Origin of the sequence: Maricaulis sp. W15, assembly GCF_001924955.1 — a bacterium.
Lineage (GTDB): Bacteria > Pseudomonadota > Alphaproteobacteria > Caulobacterales > Maricaulaceae > Maricaulis > Maricaulis maris.
In genome coordinates this window covers 1-18,092 of the sequence record NZ_LQXG01000008.1, presented here as the reverse complement: position 1 = coordinate 18,092, position 18,092 = coordinate 1, and the positions used below count along the sequence as shown (strand labels likewise).

Genomic DNA, 18,092 nt, shown 5'->3' with positions numbered 1-18,092 from the left:
CCCTTTTTGCATCCATTCGGGCGAAAACGCCTACTCGGCAGGCGCCGCGCTACTTTCAACTGCGACGCGCCGCCCCGGCACGAAGATAACCGCCACGGCCGCAAGCCCCAGCGAAACGCCAGCCACGAGAAAAGCGTGAATCGGCTCATTGCCAAGGAGCATTCTCAGGGCGATCCCCATCAGGCTTCCGACCACGATTTGCGGAATGACGATGAAGAAATTGAAAATCCCCATATAGACCCCCATTTTATCGGCCGGCAGGGCATCGGACAGGATAGCGTAGGGCATGGTCAGGATAGAGGCCCAGACGATACCGACCCCAATCATCGAAACCCACAACAGGGTCGGGTCAGTGATGAAGTAGAAGCTCGCCAGCGAGACCCCGCCAATCACAAGATTGATCGCATGCGTCACACGGCGATTGAAACGCTTCGCCATGAACGGCAACAAGAGGGCATAGATGGCAGCGATGCCGTTATAGGTGGCAAACAACAGACCAACCCAGTTGGCCCCGTCGGAATAGGCTTCCGAACCGGGGTCCGTGGCCCCGAAATGAAAACTGGTCACCGCCGGCGTGGAATAGATCCACATCATGAAAAGCGCGGCCCAGGAGAAGAATTGAACCCAGGCCAGGCGCTTCATCACCGTCGGCATGGTGTTGAGGTCTTCCAAGACATGGCTGAAGAAGTTTTCGGTCTGGCCAATTGCCCGCAGAACCGTGTGCAGGATGAATCCAAGCCCGAGCGCGGCCACCCCGCCGGTCAAGACGTAGAGCTCCTGGGCACCATTGAAGCGATAGACCGCCGCACTCGCGACAATGCCAGCCACGAGATAGCCAAAGCCCGAGCCCAGATAGCGGCGGCTGGACTGGGGCGGACGCTCCGGATCGCGCGGCAAGCCCATCGACTGACGCTCGGCCTCGTCATAGGCGGCCAGCTTGTCCGGCGCATATTCGCGGCTCGTGATGACCGTCCACATGACGGACACGAACAGTGCGACGGCGCCGATATAGAAAGAATACTTCACATTGTCCGGAACAACGCCCGCGGCCGCAACATCCGACACACCGAACACGTCCGAAAGTATCCAGGTCGCTGCCGACGCCACGGTCGCACCGGCACCAATAAAGATGGTTTGCATGGCGAAGCCCTGCGTGCGCTGACGACTGGGCAACATGTCACCGACAAAGGCACGGAATGGTTCCATCGAGATATTGATCGACGCATCCAGCAACCACAGCATGATTGCGGCAAGCCAGAGCATGGGAGAATTAGGCATCACCAAAAGGGCGAGCGTCGTGAAAACCGCGCCAGCCAGGAAATAAGGGCGTCGACGCCCGAGGCCGGTCCAGGTGCGGTCGGAGAAATAACCAATGATCGGTTGAACCAGAAGGCCGGTCAGCGGCGCCGCCAACCACAAAAGCGGTAGCGTCTCTATCGGCGCGCCGAGCGTCTGGAAGATGCGGCTGACATTCGTGTTCTGCAGCGCGAACCCGATCTGTATGCCGAAGAACCCAAAGGAAATATTCCAGATCTGCCAGAAACCGAGTGTCGGTTTTTGCATGACAGCCTCCCCTTTTCATAATTTTTCACATCCTTATCCAGTCTGACAGGCTTGTCGATAGCCCTAAGCAATTACCTGAAAAAAATGTAGAAAAATTCCAAACAGCCGGAGAAACATGGCGTAGATCGGTTCACGAACTTGCCAGACAAGCGCAAAAGATTTCAAATATGGGAAATCCTCGTGGCCGCACGGTCCGGAGCGATGAACTTGCCAGTTTTGCCGCACGCGTGCATTGCTGACACCAATGATTTGAGAGGGTTGGATCAAGACGTGAGCAAGAAGCCGACACGCTTGGAAGATCTGGCGCAACGCGCCGGCGTTTCCGTCTCCACGGCCTCGCGCGCGCTCAATGACAGCCCGTCGGTCAATATGCGCACCAAGCAGGCAATCTGGAAGCTGGCGCGCGAGCTCGACTATCCCTTCCGACGCCATATGCCCGCCGGGCCTATCGGCGCCAAGGCCACGATCTCGATCGTGGTCCCGCGCCCGCAAGGTCGCGACACACGCCTGTCGGATCCGTTCTTTTTCGAGCTCCTGACCGGGGTTGGCGATGCCGCCCGTGAGCGCGAATGCGACGTCCACATCTCGCACGTCGCTCCCGCCAGCTATGACGATCTCCACATGGCGATGACGACCCATCGCGCCGAGGGCGTGATCTTTGTCGGTCAATCCAACCTTCACGGCGCCTTCAACCGTCTGGCCGAAACCGAAAAGCGGTTCGTGGTCTGGGGCGCTGAACTGCCCGAACAGCGCTATTGCTCGGTTGGCAGCGACAATGTCACCGGCGGTCGCCGCGCCACCCAACACCTGATCCGACTTGGCCGGGAGAAGATCGTCTTCCTGGGGCAGTCCGAAGCGCCAGAAGTGATGCAGCGCTTTCGCGGTTATCGTGACGCCCTCCTCTCCGCCGGATTGCAGGCCGATGACGCGCTGGTCATCCCGTCCCATTTCGACATCGAGTCTGCTGAAGCCTCGGTCGAGGCACTGATCAAGAATGGCGTGCCGTTTGACGGGATCGTCGCCGCCAGCGACGTCCTTGCATTCGGCGCCCTGAGGGCGCTGCAGCTCGCGAAGGTCTCGGTTCCGGATGATGTTTCAGTCGTCGGCTACGACAATGTGTCCTTTGCCCGCTACGCCCATCCGGCCCTGACCACGGTCGACCAGGACATGGTCGCTGCGGGGCGCCTGATGCTGTCCAAACTGCTCGACTTCCGCGGCCCGCAAGCACGCCGCTCGGAGCGACTTGCCACCGATCTGATCATTCGTGAAAGCTGCGGCGGCTGACACTTCAGATGCGTTGCGCGAGCACACCAGCATAGGCCGGAAGACACCCGTCCCCGCCTGCGGCATTGACCTGTTCGATCACTTTCCAGCCTGCAGGCATGTCCCAGCTGACCGGTTCACAGGTCAGGTTGAAGACGCAAAAAATGACCCGATCGCCAGAGCCTCGCTCGAAGGCCAGAAGCCCGTCAACGCCGGTCTCGACCATACGCATTGCGCCAGTGCGCAGCACCGAATGGCGCTCCCGCAGCCGTACAAAGCGACGAGCGAGATGCAAGGTTGCGCCGGCGTCTGCTTCCTGTGCATCGACTGCAAGATCAAAATGGCGGGCATCAACGGGCAGCCAGGGCTCCACCTCGGAGAAACCGCCATGGCAAGCCCGACGGGTCCATGGCATCGGCGTGCGTGCGCCGTCCCGCCCCAGCGTTTGCGGCCAGTTGGCGATCGCCTCAGGGTCTTGGAGCCGGTCGAACGGCACCATTGCCTGCGGCAAGCCAAGCTCTTCACCCTGATAGATAAAGACGTTGCCACGCATGGCGACGAGCAACAACAAGGCCATGTTCGCGAAGGATTCACGATCGCCTTCGGCAGCCCACCGTGACACCGCGCGCGGCGCATCATGGTTGGAGAATGTCCAGGATGGCCAGCCGGTCACCCCGTCTGACGGCCAAAGATCGACTGCCGAGCCGACAAGGGCCGGGTCAAGCGATTCTGCATAGAGATAGAGAAATCCGTAGGCCGAATGGAGACGTCCGGGACGACGCGTATAGAGCTCCATCTCTTCCTGCGCCCGCTCGCCGCCAACTTCGGCGACCAGAAAGCGCCCCTCATAACTGTCCGCGAGCACGCGCATGCGCTCGAGGAAAGCAGGGATATCCGGGTGAGACTGGTTGAAATAATGGTGCTGAAAATCAAACGGTCGGGTTCGGCGGGTGCCGGTATTCTTGATCGGCGGATTATCGTGCAGCGCAGGGTCATGCATCATGAAGTTGACGGCATCAAGACGGATACCGTCGACCCCGCGGTCCAACCAGAACCTCATGGTGTCGAGCAATTCTTCCTGGACGGCCGGATTGTGGACATTGAGGTCCGGCTGCTCGGGCAGGAAATTGTGCATGTAGTACTGGCCGCGCCGCGCATCCCAGGTCCAGGACGGGCCACCGAAGACCGATTGCCAGTTATTCGGGGGCGAACCGTCGGGCTTGGCGTCGGCCCAGACATACCAGTCGGCCTTCTCATTGCTGCGGCTCGAGCGGCTTTGCTGGAACCAGGCATGGACCTCGGATGTGTGGGAATAGACCTGATCAATCAGGACCTTCAAGCCCAGCGCGTGCGCCCGCTCCAACAACACATCGAAATCGTCAAGCGTCCCGAAAATCGGGTCCACGCCGCGATAATCGGCGACGTCATAGCCGAAGTCCCGCATTGGTGAGGTAAAGAAGGGCGATAGCCAAATCGCATCAACGCCAAGCGAGGCGACGTATTCGAGTCGCGCAGTAATGCCGGGCAGGTCACCGATTCCGTCATTGTTCGAATCGAAGAAGCTGCGCGGATAGATCTGATAGATCACCGCGCCCTTCCACCATTCAGACGCCGGCTGGTCCTGCGACCGCTCCTCGGATTGCGCGTCCAACTCCACTCAGTCCTCCTCGCGCACCAAGGCGCTGATTTCACACCATGCTTGCAATCGCATGTTTTAGCAATTTTGCAAAAAATTGCATCCCATTGGCAATCTTGTCAATTGGCGGGATCGCGGGAATCGTCAAGTTTTCAACGCGACAATGCACATGGACGCTGTGTAACATTCTCGCATCACATCACCGCTGGATTCAAAAAAGCGCAATATTGCCAGTTGCCGTCTGGATTGATTTTCATTAATTTGCACTGGAATGGCGGCGACAATCTTCGTGTCGACACGCCGGAGGGAGGACTAAATGATCAATCAACGCACCACGCGTCGTGGCTGGCTCATGGCCAGCGCGGCTTCCACACTGGCCCTGTCGACGGCCTTGGCCGCGCCGGCCTCTGCCCAGGACGAGACCGACGGGGACGCCAGCGACGTCATTACCGTCACGGGCTTCCGCAGCGCCATCGAGAACTCGATCGCCGTGAAGCGCGAATCGACGTCGATCGTCGAAGCCATTTCCGCTGAAGACATCGGCCGCCTGCCTGACAATTCGATTGCCGAGTCGCTGGCACGCCTGCCGGGCCTCGCAGCGCAACGCCTTCGCGGTCGCGCCCAGGTAATCTCCGTGCGCGGCCTCGGGCCGGACTTCACCACGGCCCTGCTCAATGGTCGCGAACAGGTCACGGCCGGCGACAACCGTGGCGTTGAATTCGACCAGTATCCGTCGGAACTGCTCAGCTCCGTCGTTGTTTACAAGACCCCGGACGCCCAGCTGGTCGGCCAGGGGCTGGCCGGGACTGCCGATCTTCGCACCGTGCGCCCGCTCGACAATGACGAGCAGACGATTGCCATTTCCGGTCGCTATGAGTGGAACCAGTATGGCGCCCTGAACGCCGGTTCGGAAGACAGCGGCCACCGCGTCACCGGCTTCTATATCGACCAGTTTGCCGACGACACGATCGGCCTGGCCATCGGTTTCGCCACACAATCCTCTCCGACGCAGAGTGAGCGCTGGGACGCGTGGGGTTATCCGACCGTCGGTGCGGGCGACCTCCTGCTTGGTGGCGCAAAGCCGTATGTCGAGAGCCGCCAACTTGAGCGGACCGCCTTTGTCGGCACGTTGGAGTTCGAGCCGAACGCCAATACCCACACCACGATTGACGCCTTCTACTCCCAGTTCGAAGACACCGGCATCCTGCGTGGAATCGAGCTGCCGTTGGCCTGGGGCGGCGCGACCTTGCAGCCTGGCTATACGGTTGAGGACGGCCTCGTCACAGCCGGCACTTTCTCCGACGTCCAGGGCGTTGTCCGCAATGACACCCGCTTCCGCGAAGCCGATGTCATGTCCTTTGGCATTAATCACGAGCAGCGCCTGAATGACCAATGGGTCGGCACGGTCGACCTCTCTTATTCAAGCGTCGAGCGCGATGACACCGACTATGAATCCTACGCCGGCACCGGCGCGGGCTTCGGCAATGGCGCGTCAGACACGCTGGCATTTGAAGTCGGCGGTAGCGGCGGTTTCGTCTTCGGTTCCAGCCTCGATTATGCCGATCCGAGCCTGATGCTGCTCACTGACCCGCAGGGTTGGGGGCAGGTTGGCTTCATCAAGCGCCCGTCCACCGAGGATACGCTGACGGCACTGCGCGTCGAAGCAGAGCGCGAAATTTCGCAAGGCTTCTTCTCCAGCGTCGAAGTTGGTGTCTACGTCACGGACCGCGAGAAATCCAAGCGCTCGGACGAAGATTTCATCGACCTGGCCAATCCGGGTGCGACCAACACCACCGCGATCCCGGGCGATCTGCTGCTCGAGCCGACCAGCCTCGACTTCATCGGTATCACTGGCATGGTGAGCTATGATCCGCTCGCGATGCTGAACAGCGGTGTCTACGCGCTGCGGCCGAACCTCAATGCCGACGTCCTCACAAAGTCCTGGGATGTCGAGGAGCAGCAGGTCATCGGTTATCTGCAAGCCAATGTGGACTCGGTCCTCGGCGACACCCCGGTGCGCGGCAATTTCGGCCTCCAGATCGTGCATACCGAGCAGTCATCCACCGGCCCGCGAGCCGGTCAGGGCGCCCTGCTCAGCTATTCCGAGGAAGATAGCTACTCGCACATTCTGCCGAGCGCGAACTTCTCGTTTGAAGTCGCTGAGAACACCTTCATCCGTGTCGGCGCGGCCCGCACCATGGCGCGCCCGCGCATGGACGAACTGCGGGCATCGCAGGAAATCGGCATCAACACCCAAGTCTGCACCACCGACGACGGCACCGGGAACCCGGCCTTCAACGGCGCCAATTACGACCTCGCCGGTGGCCAGTCCTGCCTGACCGTGTCCGGTGGCTCTCCGCGCTTGCGTCCGGTGACTGCCGACGCCCTGGACCTGTCGATCGAGCATTATTTCGCTGACGGTGGGGGTTACATCTCGGCGGCGATCTTCAACAAGGATATCGACAACTACGTGTTCGGTTCCTCGGCACGCCAGATCGACATGACGGACGCTGCCAACGCACTCTTCGACTCGGCCTTCATTGCGGCCAATCCGCAGGTCACGACCGGCATCCTCTACGAGCCCGTCAACACGGATGGCGGCTATATCCGCGGCATCGAAGTGGCGACCAACATCCCGGGCGACGCCGTCGCGCCCTGGCTGGGCGGTTTCGGCCTGTTGGCCAGCTACTCCTACACGGAAAGTGAAGTCCAACCGGATCCCAACCAAGCACCAATTGCCATTCCCGGCCTGTCGGAGAATGTCGGCAACCTGACAGTCTATTATGAGCGCGGCGGCTTCGAAGCCCGGGTCTCGAACCGCTGGCGGTCTGAATTCCTCGGCGAAGTTACCGGCTTCGGTGCCAATCGCGAATTCCGCAATGTTGAAGCGGAATCGGTCATTGATGCACAGATCGGATATGAGTTCGGACCGGGTCCGCTTGATGGTCTGTCGATCTTTGCGCAGGGCAATAATCTGACTGACGAGGCCTTTGTGACCTTCCTCAATGACGACCCCCGTCAGGTGAAGGACTACCAGCAGTATGGTGCCACTTATCTCGTCGGCTTCAGCTGGCGTCGATAGCCGCTTCCTTCCCGAAGCGCACCCCTTTTGCCCCTGCCTGCCTCGTGCAGGCAGGGGTTTTTCTTTGCGGGTCGGAGCGGCAGACTGCTGCTTGCCTGCGCCCCGGTCCGGGCTCAGAACGCAAGATCGAGGTCAGTCCGCATGACACCCAATCGCATCAAATCTGTCCTGATTGTCGGCGGCGGCACGGCGGGCTGGATGGCAGCGGCCGCGCTGTCACGCTTTCTCGGTGAAACGATCAAGATACAACTGGTCGAATCCGAACAGATCGGCACCGTCGGTGTCGGCGAGGCGACCATCCCGCAGATCAAACACCTCAATTCCGTGCTCTGCATTGATGAGCGCGAATTCGTGGCGCGCACCAACGGTTCCTTCAAGCTGGGCATTGAATTCATCAACTGGCGCCGGCAAGGCGAGGCCTACCTCCACAATTTCGGGTCGATCGGCCTCAACCTGCAGCAAGTTCCCTTCCATCACTACTGGCTGCGCGCCCGAGCCGGAGGCGCGAGCGAAAGCCTTTGGGACTACTGCCTGAACACCGCAGCTGCGCGCCAGATGCGCTTTGCCCCGCTCGAGAAAGTTGGCAATTCCCCGCTGTCCGGGATCGCCTATGCCTATCATTTCGATGCCTCGCTTTACGGGAAATTCCTGCGCGACTATGCCGAACAGCGCGACGTCATCCGGGTTGAAGGCCTGATCGACGACACGATCATGGACCCGGAAAGCGGCCATGTTACCGCCGTACGGCTGAGGGACGGTCGCACCCTGGAGGCCGACCTCTTCATCGACTGCTCGGGTTTCAGAGGCCTGCTGATCGAGCAAGCCCTCAAGACCGGCTATGACGACTGGACCCATTGGTTGCCCTGCGACCGGGCCATCCCGGTTCCCAGCTCGAATGCACAGGCGCCGATCCGCCCCTACACCCAGGCGATTGCCCACAAGGCTGGCTGGCAATGGCGTATCCCGCTGCAGCACCGCACCGGCAATGGCCATGTCTTTTCCAGCGCCCATATGAGCGAGGCGGCGGCAACCGAAACGCTGCTGGCCAATCTGGAGGGAGAGGCGCTGGCCGAGCCCCGCGTGATCCGGTTTGTGACCGGTCGGCGCAAGCAGTTCTGGAATCGCAATGTCGTAGCCCTGGGCCTGGCATCCGGCTTTCTTGAACCCCTGGAGTCCACCTCGATCCACCTCGTCCAGTCTGGCATCAGCCGGTTGATCGCCCTGTTCCCGGATGGTGATCTCGCGGCGGCTGACCGCGATGAATACAATCGTCAGATGGCGCTCGAATATGAACGCGTGCGCGACTTCATCATCCTGCACTACCACCTCAATGAGCGGACCGATTCCGACTTCTGGCAGGATTGCGCCGCGATGTCCGTGCCCGACACGCTGAGCGCCAAGCTCGACCTGTTCCGCGCCAATGGTCGCCTCTATCATCGCGAGGAAGACCTGTTCACCGACTCCAGCTGGCTTCAGGTCATGCTGGGCCAGGGCGTGAATCCGAAAGGCTATCACCCAATGGCCGACGCCCTGGCGGCGGGCCAGCTCAGCGACTTCCTTGGCAACATCCAGAAGATCGTTGGCCAAGCCGCCGCAACACTACCGACACATTCGGACTTTCTTGCCAAGCATTGCCCGGCGGCGATGGACCGCTAGGCGTCAGCCTTGCAAAAGCGCTCGATATAGGCACGGTGATCCGGCACCGGCGCCACCGCCTCCGCCATGACCCGACGCAACCCGGCCAGGCGCTCGGCACCATCGACCTGACTGCCCACAACCAACGGATCCAGCCCCGCGGGCTCAATCTCCTGACCTGCATAAACGGCCATCCAGGACGGGTTGAGAAAGAGTTCGGTGCCGGGCGAGACGAGACGTCCCGTGGCGCGAAAATGCTCCATTCTCCAAGCCAGGCTGTCGGGAATGTCCATATTGGCCGTGTAACGCCAAAGCGGCGCATCATCCCGGGTCGTCGCATGATAGTGGAGAATGAGGAAGTCGCGGATGCGCTCATATTCCTCGCCGGTCAGCCGGTTGAACTCGGCCGCTTCAAGGCGGTTATCCCCTGTGCCGGGGAACAGGGCGAGCAGGCGGTTTATTCCCGTCTGGATCAGGTGAAGACTGGTGGATTCCAGCGGCTCCATGAAACCGGCAGACAGACCCAGGGCCACCACATTGCGGTTCCAGAATTTGCGGCGGCGGCCGGTGGTGAAACGAAGCGGTCGCGGATCGGCCAGCGGCTTGCCGTCGAGATTGGCCAGAAGCGTATCGCTGGCCTCGTCGTCAGTGATAAACTGGCTGGCATAGACATGGCCATTGCCGGTGCGGTGCTGCAGCGGGATGCGCCATTGCCACCCGGCCTCGCGCGCTGTCGACCGGGTGTAGGGGGTGAAATCTCCTGCGGTCTCGCTGGGTACGGCCATCGCGCGGTCGCAGGGCAACCAATGGGTCCAGTCTTCATAGCCGGTTTTGAGGGCCTGCTCGATCAACAGACCGAAGAAGCCCGTGCAATCAATGAAGAAGTCAGCCTCGATCGCGCGCCCGTCTTCCATGACGACCGCAGCGACATCACCGGTTTCGGACAGGCGGGTCTCCACAACCCGCCCTTCCTCACGATCCACGCCGCGCGCCTCGGAATATCGCCGCAGGAACTGACCATAGAGAATGGTGTCGAAATGGTAGGCGTAGTCGAAGGTCGACTGGACGAGACGCGGGTCGCGGGCAGGAGGCGAAAACCGGTTCTCGCGCGCGACCACCCAGGCCATGGAGTAAGCATCAAGCGGCGTTTCGTCGCCGCGCCGACGTTCCCGCAGCCAGTACTGGTAAAGCGGTACGGAATCAAAGTCCCGGCCATGGGTTCCGAACGGATGAAAATAGCGCTGCCCCCTGCGGGACCAGTCGACGAATTCAATGCCCAGCTTGAACGAGCCCTGGGTCTCACGCACGAACTCATTCTCGTCGATACCCAGCATCTGGTTGAACAGCTTGATCGGGGGGATGGTCGCCTCCCCGACACCGACGACACCGATCTGTTCAGATTCAACCAGCGTGACCGATGCCGCTCCCTTGGTTGCTTTGATAATCGCGGCAGCCGCCATCCAGCCAGCCGACCCGCCGCCGATGATGGCAATCCGTGGCAAGCCGCTCTCTTGTTCAAAGGATTGGGATGGCATTGAGCTCGGCCCTCATCTGGATCGGGAACAAGGCGCCAGCTTGGCCGACTTTGGTCAGGCTTGTCGATATCCATTGGCCTGCAAAACATGCCAAATTTATGATGCACCGCACCATGAACCCTTCCCATTTCGCGATACAAAGCACAAATTACGACGCCACATCGACATTGCAATTTTATGCAATTCCACCGCATATTGCCCGCCTGCTACGGGAGAGATCACATGTCCGCATTTCGCACCGCATTGGCCGCCAGCCTCATTGGCCTTGCCAGCGCCTCGGCAAGTCTCGCCCAGACGGTGCCACCGGAAACCCGCGACAGTGAGCTGGTTCGCGTCGAGCACCCGGACTGGAGCCATGACGCAGTGCTCTACCAGATCAATCTGCGTCAGTTCACGAGTGAGGGCTCGATCGCTGCGGCTGAGGCCGAACTGCCTCGCCTCGCAGAGTTGGGCGTTGATATCCTTTGGCTGATGCCGGTGCAGCCGATCGGCGTCGCTGAGCGCAAGGGCGAATTGGGCAGCCCCTACTCGATCAGCGATTACCGCGCAGTCAACCCAGAGCTTGGCACGATGGAGGACATGCGCGCCTTTATCGATGCGGCCCATGAACTTGGCTTCCATGTCATTCTCGATTGGGTCGCCAATCATTCGGCTTGGGACAATCCACTCATTGAGGCCCATCCTGATTGGTATTCCCGCGATTGGCGCGGCGACATGCAGCCGCCGACCGGCACGGACTGGAGCGACGTTGCCGACTTCGACTATGGCAATGCGGACCTGCGGGACTACATGGCCGAAAGCATGGCCTTCTGGGTTCGCGAGGTCGGATTTGACGGCTTCCGCTGCGACGTCGCCGGCTTCGTCCCGATCGATTTTTGGGAGCGGGTGCGCGCCGAACTCGACGCAATCCGTCCGGTGTTCATGCTCGCCGAGTGGGAACAACGCGACCTTCATCGCGATGCCTTCGACGCCACCTATGCCTGGACCTGGAACAATACAATGCATGACGTTGCGATGGGCCATGCCGATGCCGGCGCCCTGCGTGGTCACTATTTCTACGAAGAAGCCAATAGCTGGCCGCGCGACGCCTACCGCATGCGCTACACGTCCAACCATGATCAGAACTCATGGGAGGGCACGCAATTCGAGCGCTTCGGCGACGCGCTGGAGGCAGCAATCATCCTCTCCTTCACCGGGTCCGGCATCCCCCTGATCTATAACGGCCAAGAGGCCGGCAATCAGGACCGCCTCGCCTTCTTCCAACGTGATCCGATCGAGTGGCGCGAGCATCCATTGAATGCCTTGTTCCGCGACCTTGTTGACCTGCGGCACGCGAACAGCGCGCTTTGGGCCGGAGCCGCCGGCGCACCGATGCAAAACATCCAGAACTCACACGAAAGCTCTGTCTTCAGCTTCCTGAGGCAGGACAGCAGAAATGCTGTTCTGACAGCCATCAATTTCAGCGCTGCTCCGGTTCAAACCGTGCTGCACGAGGGGCCGCACCAGGGCTTGTATCGCGATTGGCAAACCGGCGAGTCGATCCGTTTTGAGGCCGACACCATGCTGGAGCTCGAACCATGGGAAGGTCGCGTCTTTATCGCAATCGATGAATAGCCTCGCCTGCCCTCACGGTTGATCGGGCGCCGGACGGCGGATGGCGTCAGACGAAACCGGATCGGTCTCGATTGACGGGATTGAAACCTGGATCAGGCCGCACGCTGGCGCCATTTGGCCAAGGCGACGGAGCCGCTCTCCTTGAATGCCGCTCTGCGGTTGGGTGACGTTCGTGGCTAAAGTGGCTTTGGACGGATGATTGGGCCGAAACGATCTTCTGCCGGGTCTCAGCACTCTGAAATCCGCCCGTCGCCCGCCCCTTCGCCTGAAGGGCGGACGGGAGTTTTCGGCGCGGCTGTTGAGCCATGCCCAAGGCCCTGGAGACCGGCATTGCCGATCCGTTTCATCGTGTCTTTGTAGCACTTCAACCGATCCGTCACCACAACTTGCGGATTGAGCTGCAAACAAGAGAGTCTGCTTGCCGGTGGTGCCCGAGCAATGCGAAGCCAACGGGCACATGTTCTACATGTTGCTAAATGACCTAGATGAGCGATCCGCCTTCATCGCATCAATGCGTGAAGCAGACATCATGACGCCTTTTCACTATGCGTCACTGCACACCGCGGAGGCTGGAAAAAAGTATGGGCGTTTTGTCGGCTCAATGACTCATACTAATCAGCTCAGCGACCGACTAGTGAGATTGCCAGTGTATTTTAACGTCAAAGACGATCAGGATCGAATTATAAGTTGCGCCCTGAAAATCTTGTCACAGTCCTGACGCTTGCGGGCAGCCCTGTATTGCAAGCGGTTACACGCCGCGATATGCGGCCAAATATTGCACGTGGATCCGTCGCAACGAAATCCGAGAGTTTTGAGGAAATCGATTTGTCTCAGCGCCCGACCAGACTTGCTGCTCCACATGTTCAAGCCCATGAAGCCCCCGCTTACCGGGCCGAGATCGCCGTGATCGTGCCATTCTACAAGGGCGAGGCCTTTGTGGATGAAATGTGTCAACGGCTGCATGCTACATTGGGCGCTATCACGGACGAGTATGAAATCATCCTCGTCGACGATCGGAGCCCAGATGGGTCCTGGCCCCTGATCACAGCTCAGGCCCGCCGTGACGCACGTGTATCTGGAGTCAGACTAAGCCGGAATTTTGGTCAACACGCAGCGATCTCGGCCGGGATGGCGCATGCTAATGCTCGCTGGTACGTGGTAATGGATTGCGACCTGCAAGACCCGCCAGAGGCGATAGCCGAGCTGCATTCGGTAGCATTAGAGGGCGACGACGACATTGTCATTGCTGAACGTATCAGCTCGGGACTAGGCGCCGGACGCAATTTGGGGTCAGCGCTCTTCAATGGAGTTCTGCGCTGGGCATCCGGACTGGAAGTCTCCGCAAAAGTGGGAAATTTCAGGATATTCTCTGACCGCGTCGCACATGCCTACCGCGAATACCCGGAACAATTGCGCCTTTTCCCCGCGATTATGAGCCAGCTCGGTTTTTCGAAGGCTTTCGTGAAGATAGCTCGCGATGAGCGCGCTGTTGGCCAATCGAGCTACAACTTCATCAAGCTCGCTCGACTGGGCATCGAGACCATCGTCGCCTACTCCGAGAAGCCCCTATGGCTCGCGGCCGGTATCGGATCGGCCGTCAGCGCAATGGCGGTTTTGTTTGGTGTTTATACATTTTTCAGCGCGGTCATTCTGGGCACCGAGGTGCCAGGCTACGCATCACTGGCGATACTGATGACGTTCCTCGGTGGGGTCCAGATTTTCCTCATCAGTTTTGTCGGTTTGTACGTCGGTCAGGCTCTTGCGGAGACCAAGGATCGGCCAATCTTCATTGTCGATAAAATAGTGTGCTCAGAATATGGAATACGCTGAGATCACGCCGCCGTCTTGACTTGGAAGGCACAGTTTCGAGCCCTGGCATTCGGCTCCGATAGGTGTCAGTCCACGATATCTCTACTCGCTCTTGGCGCCTCGCCGAAGCCAGCGAACGCCCCACAGTGTCGAGGTCACCGAGAATCCGAACGCGCTATACAGATTGAGGACCGGAACATTTGCGGCCGAAACGCGGGTTGTTACGAGCGTGCTCCCCGTAGAACGCTGACTTTCGAGGCAGGTTGCCCAAAAACGATAGGTCAGCATCCGAAAGTTCGGATCAACACCACCTAGAATAAGCTGCGATGTCGCGACAGCAGTATCTCGCTTCGAGATCATAAAGCCAGCGACTTGACCATTAGCGCGCGTAACATGGACGCTAGCCCCCTGCTTGTGCAGGTCCCGGACCATACTGCGCTGCCGTAAAGCGACTTTTTCGCGCGCGAAGACTGGATCTTCCGCAAACCGGCCATACTCGAACATGGACGCGGCCAACTCCTCGACAGCTTCGATGTCGGCCGATTTGGCAGGCTCGATACTCAAAGGCTTTGAGGCGTATTTCGGTGGCGACCAAGCATTATTGAGTTTCAATGCCAGATCCATCGAGCATTCCACAAAATGGAAGCCGGCGTGTTGCGCAGCTGCTAGCGCCTCGATGTCATCTGCCGGCAACCGGCCATAGATCACATCGGGAAGACGTCCGGCCACCTCTGTATTCTGGATGCCGAGCCAATCACACTTTTGACCGGGTTCGATCGGAGCATGTTTAAACTCGGCGGTGCGCAACCCTAATGGCCTCTCGTCCCATGGTGTAGCCGAAATGGAAAGCGCGTTCATATGACTTTTCCCCACAACCCAAACGGAGATAGCCTGGCATTCGCCTAGGCTGTACTTCCGCCATCGACGGTCAGAATTGTACCGGTGACACGAGCTGCGTCTTCGGAGAGCAGGTAGGCAACCGCACCGGCAGCGTCCTCCACCAACGGCAATCCAAGCGGTGCACGACGACGGATTGAAGCCATTTTGGCGTCATCCAATCCGGTCGTCATATCTGTTTCCATATACCCCGGCGCGACACAGTTCACGGTGATACGCGCGCGCCCGAGCTCCCGGGATAATGAGCGCGTGAAACCCTCCAACCCGGCTTTAGAAGCCGCATATGCGGCCAGACCGCTAAATCCAGTTGAGGCAATAATGGATGAGATATTCACAATACGCCCCGTTCTATGCCTTAGCATGGAACGGCAACCATATTTGGTCATCAAGATTGCAGCTTCCAGGTTCACCCTGAGGACGCGCGAGATCTCGCTATTGTGCTGAGTCGCCAGAACGCCGTCGAGTCCGATACCGGCGTTATTCACCACACCATAGAGCGCACCATAATCGGAGGTGATCGAGCTCACAAGTCCTGATATTTCGTCCAAGTCATTGAGATCAAATGAGTAAAATGATAGGCTGGCATTTGAATCCATCAGCGACAGATATTCATCTGAGAGCGTGCGCCCGATTCCAATAACTCGATACTCGCCGGACGCGGCCAGCCGCTCAGCAATCGCCAGACCCAAACCTCGGGCCGCACCCGTCAACAGAATATTCTTCATTGCTTCACTCGCAGCATCTTGCCCGCAGCATTTGCATCAAACCCTTCGACGAGCGAGATGAAAGCGGGAACCTTGTGACGTTCAGTACGCTCGGCTATGAAGGACTTGATTTCAGCCTTCAGCTGAGATGGCGTCTTGTCCTGCAAATCGACAGGTACAAGATCGGCGGCAACCAGCGCACCCATGATGGGGTTGGATTTCGAGTACACCCGGGCGGCGGAAACATTGGGATGCGCTAACAACAAACTCTCGATCTCTTCAGGATGAACCTTGTCGCCGCCAACATTGATCACGCCGCTAGCCCGCCCCAAGAATAGAATACGGTCCTCGCGCAGCTCAACAGCATCGCCGGTATCGACCCATCCATCTTTGGCAAAACTGGTGTCCGTGCCGATATATCGTGGGGCGACCTGCGAATTTCGAATGAACAGACGTCCGTCGACAACTCGAATTCCGATCCCTGCCGGCGGGTCCGTGAGGAAACTCGCCGGGAATCCGCCGCGTCGATCGGAAACCGCAAATCCGACACCGGCTTCCGTCGACGCGAAAATATGGGTAACCCGGGCTTGCGGGAAGGTGTTGCACAGGCTGAGCAGGATCCGGTCATCCGCGATCTCGCCACCCAGGGTGATTTGTCTGAGATCGAGCCGCTCATGACCTGGTGTCATGAGTATCTTTCGCCATAGTGTGGGCGTGGCACTCACATGAGTGCACCCACTGTCCGCAAAAAACGCAATCTGTTCAGCGAGGCCAGATCCGCTCGCCGGCAGAAGCAGGCAAGCACCGGAGATCATTGACTGCAGCACAACCTGCATTCCTGCGAACCTTGAATACTCATAGAGCATTCCCCACCGCTGCGTTGCACCACGTTCCGGGTCTGATTTGGTAGATCGCGTCAAGCTCTCAAACGTATGCCCGACGAGCTTGGGATTACCTGTCGTGCCAGACGTGGTCATCACCCATCGGCTCGCACAAAGGTCGGACCGCGTATCGAGGTCGAGCTCCGCGACCTGATCCAGAGAGTCGGCGACCGGAGTATCCGTGATCGCGTTAAGGCGTACTCCGAGATCGGTCAGGACAAGATCGCATTCAGATTGGGTAATCAACGCGCCCAAATCTTTGTCATCAGAGTATGCTGAAAGGAAAACAATCTGCTGCGCGACGCCGTCCAGTGCGACAATAGCCTGCATGGCTTGTTCAGCAGATTTGAAGCAGAGAGCTACTCGAAGCCCAGCTAATGCCTCGACATCTGGATAAGAGAGTAGCTCCGCAACGCTGATAGAGCGCTCGGGAGTTCTCAAAAGCAGTCGCTCGGAATTCAGTGCAGCAAGGCAGCCCTTGAGCGTCATTCGGGCTGACTCTTGAAATAAAAGTCTACGAAATCACCAAAGGTCACCGGATAGTAGGCCTCATCCGAAAGGCTGAACGGATCATAACCCAAATTTTCTTCAAGTGCTGTCACAAGAATCGCGAATCCTAGGGAGTCCAAACCGGTCTCCATAAGCACCGTTTTGGCTTCCAATTCAGGCGCCAGGCTTCCTTCTTGCTGTTCATACACCTCGCCAAAAACTGTGCAGATTTTTTTGTTGAGTTCATCTTTGGTCATTGACGCGATCTCGTTGTTTATAACCTGGTAAGCTGTCGGACACTCAGTATCGAAGGCGGCCAATAAAACGCAACAGGCATCGCGTTTGCAACGCCGTGTTACGCTCTTTCGTTCGCAAGGGCGTCGAGCAAAAAGGGCAAACCATTCTTGAGCCGTGTGTACGACAATTTTTAACGCACTTGGTTGGAGTAGCGCAATCCTTCAATGCCGCGAGGTAGGGTTATTCTACTATCCTGCCGCATCAAAGCGACGGGAGACCGAAGCCAGAAAACAAATTCACCCAGAGAATCGGAAGATGGATCTGCCGAGACGGCTGGGGAGCGGTGACCGGTTCGACATAAGCTTCGAAAGCGTCCCGGCGAATCGGACCAGACAGCACGAACGGAGCGATCGAGGTGACGCCAGCGGCTCGCGCCCGCTTTTCCCCGCCGCGACAACACGGCTGTGAATATCAACAGGTGGCGCCTTCGACATATCCGCCGACCTCCTCATCTGGCGGACAGTCTGAATCAGAGTTTGGGCACGATGCCCCCGGCCGATTCAATCCGTCTGGATGATGCTCTAGCTTGACGAAGCTGACTCGAGAATTCTCCCGCAATGTATCGGTGGTCCTAGGTTCTGTACCCATAAACGGGATTCCCAAGTCTGGCGGGTCGTGATTCAAGCTCCTTGAAAGGAGTTGGCTCATGGCCCGTTTTGATTTGAGCGATACGGAGTGGGCGATTAT

The 18,092-nt window shown here is 58.9% G+C and carries 13 protein-coding genes; 6 read left to right on the top strand and 7 right to left on the bottom strand.

The window, feature by feature from the left end:
• Positions 1–30 precede the first annotated feature (30 nt).
• Positions 31–1,563, bottom strand: coding sequence for an MFS transporter (locus tag AWH62_RS05165; RefSeq protein ID WP_075189429.1), 1,533 nt, complete (start codon positions 1,561–1,563; stop codon positions 31–33).
• Positions 1,564–1,833: 270 nt separating this feature from the next.
• Between AWH62_RS05165 and AWH62_RS05160 the strand changes: the two genes are divergently transcribed.
• Positions 1,834–2,847 carry a LacI family DNA-binding transcriptional regulator gene (locus tag AWH62_RS05160; protein ID WP_075189434.1) on the top strand — a complete coding sequence of 338 codons (1,014 nt, stop codon included), beginning with the start codon at positions 1,834–1,836 and terminating at the stop codon, positions 2,845–2,847.
• Positions 2,848–2,851: 4 nt separating this feature from the next.
• Here AWH62_RS05160 and AWH62_RS05155 read toward each other — a convergent pair whose 3' ends face one another.
• Complete coding sequence (locus AWH62_RS05155; RefSeq protein WP_083635022.1) at positions 2,852–4,483, bottom strand: alpha-glucosidase; 1,632 nt, start codon at positions 4,481–4,483, stop codon at positions 2,852–2,854.
• A 295-nt stretch (positions 4,484–4,778) separates the two neighbouring features.
• On the opposite strand from AWH62_RS05155, the gene AWH62_RS05150 reads away from it, so the two are divergent.
• Together AWH62_RS05150 and AWH62_RS05145 are read left to right on the top strand one after the other, a co-directional pair.
• Positions 4,779–7,544 (top strand): TonB-dependent receptor, encoded by a 2,766-nt coding sequence (locus AWH62_RS05150; protein WP_075189427.1) that lies wholly within the window; start codon positions 4,779–4,781, stop codon positions 7,542–7,544.
• A 141-nt stretch (positions 7,545–7,685) separates the two neighbouring features.
• The gene (locus AWH62_RS05145; protein WP_075189426.1) at positions 7,686–9,200 is read left to right on the top strand and encodes a tryptophan halogenase family protein; all 1,515 of its coding nucleotides are present in this window, start codon (positions 7,686–7,688) and stop codon (positions 9,198–9,200) included.
• Here AWH62_RS05145 and AWH62_RS05140 read toward each other — a convergent pair.
• A complete protein-coding gene (locus AWH62_RS05140; protein WP_075189425.1) occupies positions 9,197–10,714 on the bottom strand; it encodes a tryptophan halogenase family protein in 1,518 nt (505 codons plus the stop codon). The genes AWH62_RS05145 and AWH62_RS05140 overlap by 4 nt on opposite strands.
• 222 nt (positions 10,715–10,936) lie before the next feature.
• Between AWH62_RS05140 and AWH62_RS05135 the strand changes: the two genes are divergently transcribed.
• The 3 genes from AWH62_RS05135 (at position 10,937) to AWH62_RS05125 (ending at position 14,158) form a co-directional block, all read left to right on the top strand.
• On the top strand, positions 10,937–12,328 hold the full coding sequence (locus AWH62_RS05135) for an alpha-amylase family glycosyl hydrolase (RefSeq protein WP_075189424.1): 1,392 nt from the start codon (positions 10,937–10,939) through the stop codon (positions 12,326–12,328).
• Between the two features lie 457 nt (positions 12,329–12,785).
• On the top strand, positions 12,786–13,046 hold the full coding sequence (locus tag AWH62_RS17240; protein WP_075189423.1) for a DegT/DnrJ/EryC1/StrS family aminotransferase: 261 nt from the start codon (positions 12,786–12,788) through the stop codon (positions 13,044–13,046).
• Complete coding sequence (locus AWH62_RS05125) at positions 13,016–14,158, top strand: glycosyltransferase family 2 protein (RefSeq protein ID WP_158025568.1); 1,143 nt, start codon at positions 13,016–13,018, stop codon at positions 14,156–14,158. Before AWH62_RS17240 ends, AWH62_RS05125 begins: the two co-directional genes overlap by 31 nt.
• 81 nt (positions 14,159–14,239) lie before the next feature.
• Here the strand turns inward: AWH62_RS05125 and AWH62_RS05120 are convergent, their stop codons facing one another.
• The 4 genes from AWH62_RS05120 to AWH62_RS05105 are packed head-to-tail and all read right to left on the bottom strand — an operon-like array spanning position 14,240 to position 17,365.
• Positions 14,240–14,995, bottom strand: coding sequence for a hypothetical protein (locus AWH62_RS05120; protein WP_075189422.1), 756 nt, complete (start codon positions 14,993–14,995; stop codon positions 14,240–14,242).
• A 44-nt stretch (positions 14,996–15,039) separates the two neighbouring features.
• Positions 15,040–15,759: an SDR family NAD(P)-dependent oxidoreductase gene (locus AWH62_RS05115; protein WP_075189421.1), complete on the bottom strand. Its 720-nt coding sequence runs from the start codon at positions 15,757–15,759 to the stop codon at positions 15,040–15,042.
• The gene (locus AWH62_RS05110; protein WP_075189420.1) at positions 15,756–17,108 is read right to left on the bottom strand and encodes a class I adenylate-forming enzyme family protein; all 1,353 of its coding nucleotides are present in this window, start codon (positions 17,106–17,108) and stop codon (positions 15,756–15,758) included. Before AWH62_RS05110 ends, AWH62_RS05115 begins: the two co-directional genes overlap by 4 nt.
• Complete coding sequence (locus tag AWH62_RS05105) at positions 17,105–17,365, bottom strand: hypothetical protein (RefSeq protein WP_075189419.1); 261 nt, start codon at positions 17,363–17,365, stop codon at positions 17,105–17,107. The genes AWH62_RS05110 and AWH62_RS05105 overlap by 4 nt, the downstream gene beginning before the upstream one ends.
• Positions 17,366–18,092: the final 727 nt, after the last annotated feature.

Bases quoted from the DNA above. Each gene is read 5' to 3' on its own strand.
- AWH62_RS05165 (WP_075189429.1), bottom strand. From the start codon at position 1,563: ATGCAAAAACCGACACTCGGTTTCTGGCAGATCTGGAATATTTCCTTT.
- AWH62_RS05150 (WP_075189427.1), top strand. From the start codon at position 4,779: ATGATCAATCAACGCACCACGCGTCGTGGCTGGCTCATGGCCAGCGCG.
- AWH62_RS05145 (WP_075189426.1), top strand. From the start codon at position 7,686: ATGACACCCAATCGCATCAAATCTGTCCTGATTGTCGGCGGCGGCACG.
- AWH62_RS05140 (WP_075189425.1), bottom strand. From the start codon at position 10,714: ATGCCATCCCAATCCTTTGAACAAGAGAGCGGCTTGCCACGGATTGCC.
- AWH62_RS05135 (WP_075189424.1), top strand. From the start codon at position 10,937: ATGTCCGCATTTCGCACCGCATTGGCCGCCAGCCTCATTGGCCTTGCC.
- AWH62_RS17240 (WP_075189423.1), top strand. From the start codon at position 12,786: ATGTTCTACATGTTGCTAAATGACCTAGATGAGCGATCCGCCTTCATC.
- AWH62_RS05120 (WP_075189422.1), bottom strand. From the start codon at position 14,995: ATGAACGCGCTTTCCATTTCGGCTACACCATGGGACGAGAGGCCATTA.
- AWH62_RS05115 (WP_075189421.1), bottom strand. From the start codon at position 15,759: ATGAAGAATATTCTGTTGACGGGTGCGGCCCGAGGTTTGGGTCTGGCG.
- AWH62_RS05110 (WP_075189420.1), bottom strand. From the start codon at position 17,108: ATGACGCTCAAGGGCTGCCTTGCTGCACTGAATTCCGAGCGACTGCTT.
- AWH62_RS05105 (WP_075189419.1), bottom strand. From the start codon at position 17,365: ATGACCAAAGATGAACTCAACAAAAAAATCTGCACAGTTTTTGGCGAG.